The sequence below is a fragment of the Aromatoleum toluolicum genome (genome assembly GCF_012911005.2).
GTDB lineage: Bacteria > Pseudomonadota > Gammaproteobacteria > Burkholderiales > Rhodocyclaceae > Aromatoleum > Aromatoleum toluolicum.
In genome coordinates this window covers 17311-29883 of sequence record NZ_WTVS01000047.1, presented here as the reverse complement: position 1 = coordinate 29883, position 12573 = coordinate 17311, and the positions used below count along the sequence as shown (strand labels likewise).

16 protein-coding genes are annotated in these 12573 nt (G+C 59.7%); 6 read left to right on the top strand and 10 right to left on the bottom strand.

Annotation, left to right across the window (positions count from 1 at the left end; genetic code table 11):
• Positions 1 to 204 precede the first annotated feature (204 nt).
• Together GPA27_RS19490 and GPA27_RS19485 are read right to left on the bottom strand one after the other, a co-directional pair.
• Positions 205 to 801 (bottom strand): hypothetical protein, encoded by a 597-nt coding sequence (locus GPA27_RS19490; protein WP_169142146.1) that lies wholly within the window; start codon positions 799 to 801, stop codon positions 205 to 207.
• On the bottom strand, positions 798 to 1046 hold the full coding sequence (locus GPA27_RS19485) for a helix-turn-helix domain-containing protein (protein WP_169142145.1): 249 nt from the start codon (positions 1044 to 1046) through the stop codon (positions 798 to 800). The genes GPA27_RS19490 and GPA27_RS19485 overlap by 4 nt, the downstream gene beginning before the upstream one ends.
• A gap of 122 nt (positions 1047 to 1168) precedes the next feature.
• Between GPA27_RS19485 and GPA27_RS19480 the strand changes: the two genes are divergently transcribed.
• A complete protein-coding gene (locus tag GPA27_RS19480) occupies positions 1169 to 2020 on the top strand; it encodes an LAPAL motif-containing putative phage structural protein (RefSeq protein WP_169142144.1) in 852 nt (283 codons plus the stop codon).
• A gap of 1 nt (position 2021) precedes the next feature.
• On the opposite strand, the gene GPA27_RS19475 is transcribed toward GPA27_RS19480, so the two are convergent.
• From GPA27_RS19475 to GPA27_RS19450, 6 genes are all read right to left on the bottom strand, one after another.
• Positions 2022 to 2378 (bottom strand): hypothetical protein, encoded by a 357-nt coding sequence (locus tag GPA27_RS19475; protein ID WP_169142143.1) that lies wholly within the window; start codon positions 2376 to 2378, stop codon positions 2022 to 2024.
• Between the two features lie 3 nt (positions 2379 to 2381).
• Positions 2382 to 2657: a DUF4224 domain-containing protein gene (locus GPA27_RS19470; RefSeq protein WP_169142142.1), complete on the bottom strand. Its 276-nt coding sequence runs from the start codon at positions 2655 to 2657 to the stop codon at positions 2382 to 2384.
• A 66-nt stretch (positions 2658 to 2723) separates the two neighbouring features.
• A complete protein-coding gene (locus GPA27_RS19465) occupies positions 2724 to 2984 on the bottom strand; it encodes a hypothetical protein (RefSeq protein WP_169142141.1) in 261 nt (86 codons plus the stop codon).
• A 103-nt stretch (positions 2985 to 3087) separates the two neighbouring features.
• On the bottom strand, positions 3088 to 3393 hold the full coding sequence (locus GPA27_RS19460; protein ID WP_169142140.1) for a HigA family addiction module antitoxin: 306 nt from the start codon (positions 3391 to 3393) through the stop codon (positions 3088 to 3090).
• Positions 3394 to 3412: 19 nt separating this feature from the next.
• Positions 3413 to 3694 carry a type II toxin-antitoxin system RelE/ParE family toxin gene (locus GPA27_RS19455; protein WP_169142139.1) on the bottom strand — a complete coding sequence of 94 codons (282 nt, stop codon included), beginning with the start codon at positions 3692 to 3694 and terminating at the stop codon, positions 3413 to 3415.
• Between the two features lie 53 nt (positions 3695 to 3747).
• Positions 3748 to 5265, bottom strand: coding sequence for a tyrosine-type recombinase/integrase (locus GPA27_RS19450; RefSeq protein ID WP_169142138.1), 1518 nt, complete (start codon positions 5263 to 5265; stop codon positions 3748 to 3750).
• A gap of 433 nt (positions 5266 to 5698) precedes the next feature.
• On the opposite strand from GPA27_RS19450, the gene GPA27_RS19445 reads away from it, so the two are divergent.
• Complete coding sequence (locus GPA27_RS19445) at positions 5699 to 7063, top strand: Fic family protein (RefSeq protein WP_169142137.1); 1365 nt, start codon at positions 5699 to 5701, stop codon at positions 7061 to 7063.
• A gap of 281 nt (positions 7064 to 7344) precedes the next feature.
• Here the strand turns inward: GPA27_RS19445 and GPA27_RS19440 are convergent, their stop codons facing one another.
• A complete protein-coding gene (locus GPA27_RS19440; RefSeq protein ID WP_246261270.1) occupies positions 7345 to 7536 on the bottom strand; it encodes a helix-turn-helix domain-containing protein in 192 nt (63 codons plus the stop codon).
• A gap of 4 nt (positions 7537 to 7540) precedes the next feature.
• Entirely contained in the window at positions 7541 to 7693 is a 153-nt protein-coding gene (locus tag GPA27_RS19435; protein ID WP_373322786.1) for a hypothetical protein, read from the bottom strand.
• 205 nt (positions 7694 to 7898) lie between these two features.
• Here GPA27_RS19435 and GPA27_RS19430 point away from each other — a divergent pair, with 205 nt between their 5' ends.
• Genes GPA27_RS19430 through GPA27_RS19415 form a run of 4 tightly spaced genes read left to right on the top strand, consistent with a single transcriptional unit; the run spans position 7899 to position 12467 of the window.
• Positions 7899 to 8900, top strand: coding sequence for an ABC transporter substrate-binding protein (locus GPA27_RS19430; RefSeq protein ID WP_169142135.1), 1002 nt, complete (start codon positions 7899 to 7901; stop codon positions 8898 to 8900).
• Between the two features lie 27 nt (positions 8901 to 8927).
• Entirely contained in the window at positions 8928 to 9725 is a 798-nt protein-coding gene (locus GPA27_RS19425) for an ABC transporter ATP-binding protein (RefSeq protein WP_169142134.1), read from the top strand.
• Positions 9722 to 10501 (top strand): ABC transporter permease, encoded by a 780-nt coding sequence (locus tag GPA27_RS19420; protein WP_211165113.1) that lies wholly within the window; start codon positions 9722 to 9724, stop codon positions 10499 to 10501. Before GPA27_RS19425 ends, GPA27_RS19420 begins: the two co-directional genes overlap by 4 nt.
• 40 nt (positions 10502 to 10541) lie before the next feature.
• The gene (locus tag GPA27_RS19415; protein ID WP_169142133.1) at positions 10542 to 12467 is read left to right on the top strand and encodes an alkyl/aryl-sulfatase; all 1926 of its coding nucleotides are present in this window, start codon (positions 10542 to 10544) and stop codon (positions 12465 to 12467) included.
• The last annotated feature ends 106 nt before the right edge of the window (positions 12468 to 12573 follow it).

The window sequence follows — 12573 nt, the reverse complement described above, 5'->3', positions numbered from 1 at the left end:
CGGTACGCGCACCCCTCTCTCCGGGCATGAAAAAGGCCGCTCGCGGCGGCCTCTCGGGCTGGCGGCGTCATAGCTCGCCGCCTTCGGATTCGACGGGTGGATCTCGGTAGCGGCCGGGCTCGATTGTTGGCGCCGGGGCGCCGGTATGGACTTGGGGTATTTCGCGCGTCAGGCCGTCCAGAACTGCGGCGAAGCTCGTCGCCTTCAGGCTGCGGCCCTCATCGGAATCGACGCGAGGGGGTTTCCCTTCCAGCGCTGCGTCTCGCCGGTCACGGCAGCGAACAGGCTCATGATCTCGTCCCCCTCAACGTCGCCTTTTTCCTGAAGGAGATCGGCCACAGCGGAAAGCGCGCGCCAATATCGACCGACGAGCGACCGGGATCGCGCTAGCGCCCTCGCTGAAGCTCCACGTCGCTGATCTTCTGGGAGTAGAGCCAGCAGTTCATCAGCGTGCTGACTGTCGCCCGCACCTGCACTCGTCAGTAGAACGACGACGAGGCTCCCATGATTCTGCCGGGACTCCGCAACCGGGCCTGCATAGGCGTGCAGCAGATCGCGTTCGACGTCCTCAAGCAGATCCGGACGCGGCGGGAGCAGTGGAATAAACGCCGGCGAAGAGATGAACGACGATGCCTCTGTGAGGCCCTGGCAACGGACCTCCCGCCCTCGACGGTCAATAACCGGCTCGCGCACCGACGAGGGGCGCACGATGACCCTGTGAATGCTCTGGCCATTCCACCAGTGTGCGAGGCAATGCCCGGCTTCGTGGATCGCCACAACGCGTGATGCCTTGGGCTTCATGCCGATACCCCTCGCTGAGCGCCAACGGTACGGGATTCCAGCCAAGCGTCGAGGTCTTCCTTGCGGTAGCGGATGCGGCCGCCGACCTTGATGAAGGGGATGGTGTAGCGCTTGTTGCAGCGCCAGGTTCTCAGAGTGATGGGCTTGATGCCCAAGTAGTCGGCTGCCTGCTCGGTCGTCATTCCGGCCTGGCCGAAAAGGGCGCTGCGCAGGCCAGATGCGTTGCTGCTAGTTGCTGTGTCCATACCGGCATTTCTCCCTGTTGTGGAATGTTGATGCCAGTATCTCTATGTGCTAGATGCACGTCCTACGTACTTTGTGCGTTCATCTGGTGGCGTTCCTCGATCAGTTCGGCATAATCTGTCGCATGGAAACCAGACTGTCCTTGCGCTACACGGGCCCCGCCGTCGATGAAGGGCTGATGGATGTCTATCAGGCGTCCGCCAACATGATCGCCTTCTCGGAGTTCATGGTGACTGCGGTCAAGGCGACCTTCGGCGACGCTGCCGATGCCAAGGCGAATGTCGCTGGCTTTGGCAAGGGATCCTTCATCACTGATCTGGTCTTCAGCGTGGGAGGACCGGCGGCGACGATATTCGCTTCCTTCACCTCGGATCACCTTGTCACTGTGCTTCAGGAGGCGTTTGGTCTCTGGAAGCATCTGAAGGGATCACCTCCGACTGAGGTGAATCAATCCGGCCAATCGGTTTCGGTGACCAACAACACCGGGCAGATCATCCAGGTGCAGACCGACACTCTGAATCTGGTCTTTTCCGAGAAGGGCGCGGATTCGGTTGGTCGGTTCATCAAGGATGCGCTGAACCAAACGGGGATCACCGGTGTGGAAATCGCCTCGAAAGGCGAGCCGGTCGCTCACGTCGCGCAGCATGAGGCTGATTACTTCGTGCCCGTTGCGAAAGAGTCACCGGTATCCGAGAACGTTGTCACCATGGCCCTTATCCTGGTCGCGCCAGTATTTCAGGATGGCAACAAGTGGCGGTTCAGCGACGGGACCGGCACATCATCGTTTTCCGCAGCTATCGAAGATCAAACCTTCATCGCCAGGGTAAATAATGGCGAGCGGTTCGGAAAGGGTGACGTGCTCACTGTCGAGATGCGGATCGTGCAAACCCGCACATCGAACAAAATCAGCGTGGAGCGGGTAGTCCTGCGAGTGCTCGAGCACCGCGAAGCGGCTCAACAGCCGTCACTCGTTTAGCCTATTTACGGGAGCGATAGGCTCGCACGGTTTTCGCAATTGTCTTTGCATCGGCGTCGGTCGGAAAATCTGCCAGTAATAGGTCGGCCACCTTTGCGATATCGGTAGGCGCAGCGTCAGGAAGCTCCTCGGTCGCCAAGTGCTTCAAGCCAGGATATTTCTCCATGCGGCCGCCCCAGCCAACAGCGCGTAGCGTTGCATCAGCTCGCCTTGCTGCGTGTTCATACTCGTCGGCAAACGTAGCTTGGACAATCTCGAAAGCGACCTCCTTGAGGCGCTCGATGGTGTTGCTGTCTAGTCTGCCGTCGGAAATTTTCTGCCAAAACAGCATCGCTTCCCGGCTATTCCTGAAGAGCATCCGCTATCCCTTCTTCTTCTTTCTGCCCTTCGCGTAATCCCAAGGATGGACCCGCCCATCATCAACGGGCGGTCTCACCTTGGGCTCCGACTTAGCCGACGCAGCTTTTGGGGTGATGGTGTCGCCGCCGAGTATCGCCTCGACGGCGGTACGGAGCACCGCCAGCGTGCCGTCTGGTCGCCGGCGGTATGGAATGCCCATGCTGTCCAACGCCTTTGCCTGGGCAGTTACTCTCTGCCGGCCGGTGAGATCTCGGACTTCCTGGGCGTTGAGAAACATGGCTTCAGTCTGCGAGCATGATCGCGTCGCCGTACTTGTGCGCCATGAACACGTGGCCCCATGTGGTTAAGCGGCCGCGCGCAAGTCGATGCGATTCACGGCGCTTTGGGCTTGTTCGATGAGCTCACGTGCAGCCCAAAGCGTTTGCGCGATCTGTTCGGCGCTCAGTTCCAGATCGTTGGTCTTCTTCTCGACCGCGCGTAGGGCAATGTTCTCGAGCACGCCGATGATTGCCATCCCTTGGTATAGCCGTGCGTTCGCGGTATCGGCCGCGTCAATATTGTCGAGGAGCTTCTGATTCGTTTCTGCGATGATAGCGTCAGCCATTGATGCACTCCGTGTAGTGTATTGTGGTCAGGGGATGGGTCGGTGTTCCCGCACCTTCCTATCCCCGCTCCCTGATGTTTGCCCGCACCGGGACGGGTACGACTTAAGTCACCCTTTGCAGCGGGCGTACTTCTTCGGCGATCTTGTCGCCAGCTTCCTTTTCCGCCTGCTTCAAATCGAAAGCGCTCTGGAGGTTCAGCCAGAACTGCGCTGTGTTTCCGAAGTAGCGCGCCAGCCGCAAAGCGCTGTCCGGTGTGACCGCCCGGCGCTCGCGAACGATATCGTTGATACGCGGTGCCGGCACCCGGAGCTCCGTGGCCAGCGCACTGGCGCTCATATCGAGCGGCACGAGAAATTCCTCCCGCAGGACTTCGCCCGGGTGGATCGGTCGCATTCTGTTGGTCGCCATTTCCGTTTCTCTGTAAAGGTCAGTGGTAATCGACGATCTCAACGCTTTCCGGCCCCGCCGCCGTCCAGGTGAAGCACACGCGCCACTGGGCGTTGATGCGGATGCTGTACTGGCCCGCGCGGTTCCCGCTCAAAGGCTCCAAGCGATTGCCCGGTGGCGTCCGCAAGTCGCTCAGCTCCACAGCAGCATCCAGCATTTGCAGCTTCCGCTCTGCGACGCTTTCGATGTTCCGAAACCGCTTCGGGCTCAGGCCCTCGTAAAGTGCCTGGGTGTCGGCGCACCGGAAAGAACGAATCGTCATGGCTTTTAATTTATATTGTGTTACGTTAAACGTCAAGCGTTAAACGGCAAGCGTTACGCGGTCTTCTTGATCGGGATCACATCGGCGGTCTGGATCAGGCCGCCGGCCGCCAGCATTGCGCGGGTGGCGGTCTGCATGGAGTCGCGCACGGGGTCGAGATTGAGCCGGGAATAGATTTCCGTCGCCTGCGTGCTCTTGTGCCCCAAGGACTTGCCGATGATCACAAGGCTCGCGCCGGTGGCGGCCTGCCAGCTCCCGAGGGTGCGACGCATGTCATGCCCCCGCAGATCGTCGAGACGTGCGCCCACGACGTCGATCTTGAGTGCCGCAGCGATCGCACGAGCGCGCGCCAGGCTGTCCGTCATCGTCTCGTAGATCGGCCCCCGACTGCGCCCACGCGGGCCGACAGTCTTCTTCCGTAGGGCCGGCCATTCGAATTCGTGGTCGGCCTCCCGAATACGTCGAGTCAGCTCGGCAAGCTCGGCGCGGTCGAGCACCCGGTGCCAGCCCTTTTTCACGTCGTGCATGTGCCGCGATTTCCCGCGCCCAGGGAAGACAAATTCGGCCGCCTCGTCTGGCTTCCTCGCTTTGAGGATCTCGGTCGCCTCGGGCATCAAGGGCAAAGTCATCGGGTCGCCGTTCTTGCTCTCCTCGCCACGGACTACCCAGGTCGCCCGCTCCAGGCTCAGGTCCGCCCAACGCATGGCCAGCACATTGCTCTTGCGGGCGCCCGTCATAAGGCTGAGCAGAATGAAATCCCGAACATCCTTGCTCGGCTCCTCTGCGACGGCGGTGAAGAAGCGCGGCAACTCATCGGAGTACAAGAAGCGCTCGCGGGAACGCAGCTTGAACTTCTTGATGCTGGCCGCGGGGTTGGGCTTTTCGAACAGCCCCCACTCGGTAGCGCGGTTGTACATCGATCGGATCAGCCCGAGAGCGCGATTGCCAGCACTCGGGCTCACTCGGCCCAAGTCCAGGATCGTCCGTTGCACCTCGGCTTTGGTGATGGCGCCAATTGGACGGTTGTGCCAATTCACCGATCCCTTGGCCTTCGCACGCTCTTTGCCGTGCTTCTTCTTTGAGTCTGGCGGGATGACGCCAAAGTAGCGCTGAAAGTTTTCCCGTGCATCGTCAATCCGCTTCTTTCCGTGGGGGATCAGATGGCGGGTGACGTACTCCTCGAACAGCTCGCCCAAGGTCAGTTCGGAGCGCTTTGCGCGCTTGATGTCGGCGGGCTTCACGCCGGCCTTCAAATCGATCTTCACCAGGGCGGCCAAGGCTCGGGCCATCCGGATGTTGAGTTCAGGCAGGTTCGCCAGAAAGTCGTTATGGCCACAGTCCCGGGGAAGCTCGACGCTATCCGCCAGGGAGGGATTGAAGCGACCCAACGTTACCCGCTCGGGCTTCCCATTGACCTTGATATAGACCTGGAAGCTCTTGGCGCCGGTGGGAGTGACGCAGAGTACGAGGCCCGGCTCCTTCGTGTCGCTGCAGTAGGTGCGTTTCCCCACGGGGGCGGAGGGCAGTGCCACAAGCGCGCTGCGGCTGAAGTTGATCTTCTCGTAAGCCATGGTTTCTCCAACAGGTGCCCGTGCTACTTCGGTGCTACCCATTATAGAAACATCAGGCTACATCGGTAAATACAAGATCATCGATAAACGACTGATTATCAACATAAATAAACGCAGATAAACAATGATAAATAGTTTGACCTTGTCCCTCCGAAGGCAGGGGTCGGACGTTCGAATCGTCTCGGGCGCGCCAGAATTCAAAAGGTGCTGATTTCATTAAGAAATCAGCACCTTTTTCACTTCAGAAAACCGGACGACTCTGGGCACAGGCACGCGAAGTTCCTCCGAGGTATGCGCTGGACGGGTAAAGCAAAGTGCGGCGGCGGGAAGAAGTGAGTGGAGCGGAGTCTCTTCAAATCATTCCATTTCTGGTCAGAAATGAGTAGATTTGCATAATCTCCTCACTTCTGAGGAGATCAAGAGGATCTCCTCAATGTCACAGAAACTTCAGCCGGACGCCATTCTGGAAGCGGTCAAGGCGCTTGAGGCCGAAGGTCTCCAGGCGGTTTCGTCGTCCGAAATCCACGCGCGCGTTGGCGGTAGCTACGCTACTGTCGGGAGGATTCTGGACAAACTCGTTCAAGCCCAAGCTCTCGTCCGGACCGGAAAAGCACGGGCCACCCGGTATTTCCTGCCATCGGGCGAAGCCGACGTAAGGGAAACGGTGAACGTCACGGACGTTGTGACGGCGACCGTGTCGCCCGCTTGGTCCGGCAAGGCGCAGTCGTTGCTGAAGGTCCTCAACCGCCCCCTGGGCGCACGGAGCCCCGTGACCTATCAGCGCCGGTTTCTGGATGAGTACGTTCCCAATCAATCCGTCTTGCTGCCCCCTGAACTGGCGGACGCCCTCGCACAGGAAGGCCGGATGCAGGGGCAGCAACCCGCGGGGACGTATGCCCGGAAGGTCCTTGAACAGCTCTTGATCGACCTGTCCTGGTCGTCGTCGCGGCTGGAGGGGAATACCTACAGCCTGCTGGCGACGGAAGAACTGTTCAAGAGCGGCGATCCGCCGATGGATTGGGATGGCGTCATGCTGCTCAATCACAAGCGCGCCATCGAATTTCTGGTCGGCGCGGTGCCGACCTACGGCCTCAGCGACATCGTCATCCGTAATCTGCACGCGCTGCTGATGCAGGATTTGCTGGCCGACGTCGCTGGGTTGGGGGCCATCCGAAGCAAGGTGGTCAATATCTCGGGCACCACGTATGTCCCCTCCCAGGTGCCGCAGCTTCTGGAGGAAATGCTCTCGCAGATCGTGGCCAAAGCCCAACTCGTCAAGAGTCCTGCGGAGGCCGCGTTCTTCCTGTGGGTGAACCTCGCCTACTTGCAGCCCTTCGAGGACGGCAACAAGCGTACGAGCAGGCTCGCTGCGAACATCCCGTTGATGCTCTATAACTGCGCCCCGCTCGCCTTTCTCGATGTCGATCCGCATGACTACGCGAAGGCCATGATGGGCGTCTACGAGTTGCTCGATGTTTCGCTGGCAGTCGAACTCTTCGCGTGGACGTACCGACGGTCGATCCGCAAATACAAGGTCATCTTGGAGGCGATGGGATCGCCCGATCCTTTCAGGGTGCGCCACCGCGAACACCTGAGCGAAGCGGTGCAGCACGTTGTGAGAAGCGGCCGGCGTGTCGAGCAGGCGGTGGAGGATCTGGGCCTACCCGCCGAGGACGTGGGACAGTTCGGTGAGACGCTGAAAGCGGAGCTCGAAATGCTGACGGCGCACAACTGTGCGCGATACAGGTTGACGGTTGGGGAGGTGCTGTCCTGGATCGAGCGCGGCAAGCCGATTTGAGTGTCTTGGCATCGCCAGGCAAGTCATCGCTTGGTTGGCAATCTAGAGCCGGTGGGCAACTCAGCCACCTCGATCCAGTGCCATGCCCGTCGCCTGGGGCGCGCCATATTCAGAAAAGCGCTGATTTCACGAAGAAATCAGCGCTTTTTTCACATCTCCGGGCCGGACGAATCTGGGCACTAACGTTTCGTCCCGAACTTATCCCTCAAGGGTGCTCAGCACGGCCGTGTGGTTCTTCTCGATCATATTGAGCAGTGCAAGGGCTGGCCTTTGCGGACGTCCTAATGTCTTACCGTTGCGACGGAAAAACCGAAGCGGGCGGCGAACTGCTCCTGAGTCATATGAACGCGTTGCCGTAGCGCTTTTACGTCCACAGTATGAGGACGATAGACCTTCACACCCTGCTCTTCACCTCGTGCATGTGCGATAGCTTCGGAAAGCCCCTGCTTGATGCTATCGAAAGCCTTGCTCATCGTTTCACTCCTTCTGCCAAGCCGACACCAGCAGGTCGACAAGTTCAGCCAACGTGTTTCTCTCTGCCTTGCTGAGATTGGCGCGCTCGTTCTTGGCGACTAGGGTCAGCAGATAGAGCGGCATGGCTTCGCTGTGGAAATAATAGATGACCCGCACGCCGCCACTCTTTCCCCGGCCGCCCCTCGACCACGGGCAACTTGCGAATACCCCACCCTTGCTGTGCAGGCAGCGATGCATGCAATGCATGCATAAAAATCATGAAAATTTTGCAATAGACGTAAGTTTAGGTAGTGACTAACCTTGGATTCAAGAGGCTGGGAAACGGCCCATAACGACGTATCGAGACCAGGAGGAGACAAGCATGACCCGTGGACGCGTATGCGCCTTGGTAGGTGCAGGTATTTGGGCGGTAAGTATGGCCGTGTTCGCCCAAACCGGGGGCGGCAGCAATCTGACCAAGGTCGTGATTCAGAACTACCCGGGGCCGATCAATCTGCTGACGCAGGTGGCCGTGGAGAAGGGGTTTTGCCGGGATCACGGGATCGAGTGTGATCTGAAGCTCATTCCGGCGGCGCCGCTGGGGATCCAGACGCTGCTTTCCAAGGGAATCGACATCGCGTTGCCGCCGCCGGAGGTCGCCATCCAAGGGGCGCTGAAAGGGGCGGACATCCGGGTCATCGGAACCGCATTTCGTTCGAGTGTCTTTTTCCTGGCCGTGGGCAATCATATCGAGCTGCCCGCCGGCGGTGACTACAAGGCCGTCCTGAACGCGTTGAAGGGCAAGAAGATCGGTGTGACTTCGCGTGGCGCCGGGCCAGAGTTCCAGTACAAGACCATGCTGAAGGCGGTCGGCCTGGGTGACTCCGATGTCACCTTCGTTGCCGTCGGTTCGCCCAATACCGCGTATCCGGCGCTGGCGAACAAGCAGGTCGATGCGGTCATGGGCTTTATCCCGCTGGATGGATTCTGCGATGTCCTGAAGACGTGTCGCATCGCCGTGGCGCCTTTCAACGGGGAGGGGCCGGCCGAGATCACCCGACTCAATGGCGCAGGTGGGATTTATGTCGTGCGGCGGGATTATGACCCGCGTCTCGTCGAGGCATTCCAGGGCGCCGTGCGCGACTCCACGCGTTTCATCCAGGATCCGGCGAATTTCGAGCAAGTCTACGAGATCGCGCGGAAGAACTTTCGTATCGAGCACCCCCAGGGCGATGCCATCCTGCGAAGTACCGTCAAGCGCTTCCTGACCTCCTGGCAATCGGAACTCAATCCCCAGGCCGTTCAGGCAGTTCAGGCTGCGGCAGATTATCTGCATTCCACCGGCCAGGTTCCCGAGACATTTAATACGGCGCGTTTTCGCTAATTGATGGAGGAAAACGCAGTGCGACCCATGGACTTGCCCCTGACGGCAAACGTCGTTGCGCAACAGGCAGCGATCGAAATCAAGGATCTGACGCTTTCATTTACGGCCGGCACGCCGACCATCGATCGGGTGTCGCTCACTGTTCCGCACGGGCAGTTCCTGTCGATAGTCGGGCCGAGCGGCTGCGGCAAGACGACGATGCTGAACCTGCTCGCCGGCCTTATTCACGTCCCCCATTCCGGCACGGTGCGGATACAAGGACGCGAACCGCGTCTGGGCGATCACGGGATTGCCTACATGCTGGCGCGCGACAGTCTCCTTCCCTGGCGAACGACGTTGGAGAACGCGGCCTACGGGATGGAGGTTCGGGGGGTGGCGGCCGAGCAAAGAAGGGAGCGTGCGCGGGATCTGCTGGTTCGAGTCGGTCTGGGGGGATTCGAGAAGTCTTATCCCAAACAACTTTCTCACGGCATGCGCCAGCGTTGTGCGCTTGCCCGCACCTTCGCCCTGGATTCGCCGATCTTGTTGATGGACGAGCCGTTCGGCGCCCTTGATGCCCAGACGAAGCTCCAGCTCGAGGAACTCCTGGTGGACTTGTGGCAGGAGGAAAGGCGCACGGTCGTGTTCATTACCCACGATCTGGGCGAGGCGATCGCCATCTCTGATCGCGTGGTCGTCATGGGGGCCCGCCCTGGCCGCATCGTCACGGACGTCGAGATTCCAATCAAACGGCCACGCTCGGTGCGCGAGTTGCAGAAGGACCACGTCTACCACGAGCTGTACGCGCATATTTGGGAAATGCTGGAGCAGGGGTACAAGAAATGAACGTGAGTGGCGCTCAAGGATGGAAGAAACTGGCGATGGGTTTCGCCTCTCACGCCGGTTTTCTCGCGGTGTTGCTGGCTACGTGGGAGTGGGCGGCCCGAATGGGACTGCTCGATCCGACATTTTTCGGCAATCCAGCCGGAATTATTTCGTTTCTTTGGGCGAACTTCGTCCTGGGAATCCAGCTCTGGATCGAGCTGGGCTGGTCGGTCATGAGCACCCTGATTGCTTTTATCTCAGGCAGTCTGGCCGCGGTCCTGACAGGATTGATCTTCGTGATCTTTCCTCGTCTGGAACGTTTTCTCGATCCGTATTTCTCTGCACTCAACGCCTTGCCGCGTATCGCTTTGGCACCGCTGTTCATCCTGTGGTTCGGGTTGGGGATCGGTTCGAAGATTGCGATGGGTTTCACCCTGACGTTCTTCATCGTGCTGTCCAGCACGGTGGCCGGCATGCGCGGCATCAACCAGGACCATATCGTGCTCACGGACACACTGGGAGCCAGCCCGAGGCAGAAATTCTTTCTGGTGACGCTGCCCGGGGCCATTCCGGTGATCTTCTCCGGCCTGCGGCTCGGGCTGATCTATGCACTACTCGGGGTCATTGCCGGCGAGATCCTCGCGGCCGAACACGGTCTGGGGCAGCAACTCGCCTACCTCGCTTCGACCTTCAACATGAACGGCGTGATGGCTCTTCTCGTCGTGCTCGCCTGGCTCGGCATGGCCGCTACCAGCGGCATGACCCGCCTGGAACACCATCTGCTCCGCTGGCAATAGACACCAGCATCTAGCTCGTTTTCTCACAGGAGGAAGTAAAATGGGAAATATCAAATCCCAGGGGTCCGGCTGCGCCTGCGCAACGCATCATACGATCGAGGCAAACCGGCGTTTACGCGACTCGTTGCCGCCCGACGACCGCTCAGATTTCGAACGCGCCAAGCGCGGCTTCATTGGCAAGCTCGACAGCACGATCATTCGGAATGACAAAGGCGAAGTGGTCTGGGACATGGACCAATACGCTTTCCTCGCTCCGGACGCGCCGGCCCCGGAAACGGTGAATCCGAGCCTCTGGCGTCAAGCCCAGCTGAACACGCACCACGGCCTCTTCAAGGTCTGCGAGCGCATCTACCAGGTCCGCGGCTATGACATCTCAAACATCACTTTCGTCGAAGGGGATACGGGCTGGATCGTCATCGACCCTTGCTGCACGCTCGAGGTGGCGCACGCCGCGCTTGAGCTGGTGACAAGCTTCCTGGGCGAACGGAAGATCAAGGCAGTCCTCTACACCCACAGCCATATCGACCATTTTGGCGGCGCGAAGGGAATTGTGTCGGAAGCGGACGTGGCGGCAGACCACGTCAAGATCATCGCGCCCGAGCACTTCACCGAGGAAACGATCAGCGAAAACGTCTATGCGGGCAATGCGATGGGGCGCCGCGCGTCGTACATGTTTGGCAACCTGCTACCCAGCGGGGAACGTGGCTTTGTCGATGCGGGCCTGGGCAAGCACTTGGCTGCGGGTGAGTCGACACTGATTCTGCCCACGGTGGATATCACGAGAACGGGCCAGACGCTGCTGATCGACGGTGTGGAAATCGTGTTCCAACTCACGCCCGGTACCGAAGCGCCTGCCGAAATGAACTTCCATTTTCCGCAGTTCAAGGCACTGTGCATGGCGGAAAATACGTGTGCCGTCATGCACAATCTCTATACGCTGCGTGGCGCGAAGATCCGCGACGCGCGAGCGTGGAGCACTTATATCAACGAGGCGATCGAGCTCTTCGGTGCCGAGACCGACGTGATGTTCATCAGCCATCACTGGCCGCGTTGGGGACGAGAGGATATCGTCGAGTACTTGAAGAAGCAGCGCGATGTTTACCGCTATATTCACGATCAGACCCTTCGGCTTGCCAATCACGGCTATACGATGGTCGAGATTGCCGAGATGATGGCGCTGCCGAAGAGTCTCGATCAATGCTGGTCGATTCGCGGCTATTACGGCACCGTCAATCACAACTCGAAAGCGGTCTATCAACGCTATCTGGGCTGGTTCGACGCGAACCCGGCGAACCTGCATCCGCTGCCACCGGTCGAGGCAGGCAAGCGCTACGTGGAGTTCATGGGTGGCGCCGATGCGCTGCTCTCGAAGGCGCGCGACTACTTCGAAAAGGGCGAATACCGCTGGGTCGCACAGGTGGTCAACCATCTGGTCTTTGCAGATCCCGACAACAGGGTTGCACGGGAACTTCAGGCGGCGGCGCTGGAACAGCTCGGTTACCAGGCCGAATCCGGTCCGTGGCGCAACTTCTATCTGACGGGGGCGATGGAACTGCGCGAAGGGGTGGAGCGCACGCACAAGGCGCTCAAGTTCGCGAGCATGGACTATCTGCGGGCCATGCCCGAAGAATTGATCTTCGATTACTGGGCGATCCGCTTGAACGGGCCCAAGGCCGAGGGCAGGACGCTTGCGATCAAATTCGATTTTTACGACGACAACAAACAGTACGTCGTACAACTCGAAAACAGCGTCCTCAATTACTCCCCGGCCAAACTCGGCGATCGTGCGGACGCGACGGTGAGGATCAAGCGGCACGTGTTCAACGAGATCCAGGCGGAGACCACCACGTTCGATGCCGAGATCGCGTCGGGATCGGTGCAGATCGAAGGACGGGCTGAAGCACTGAGTGAGCTTCTGTCGCTCTTCGATACCTTCGATTACTGGTTCGACATCGTCACGCCATAAGGGCGCTACACCGGTGTCGGTCGCGCACTCCTTTCGCCAGGAGGCGCGACTGATACAGGCAGTGCTCACGAAGCGCTGCGTGTCTGGCGACGAGCGGACGGTCTTG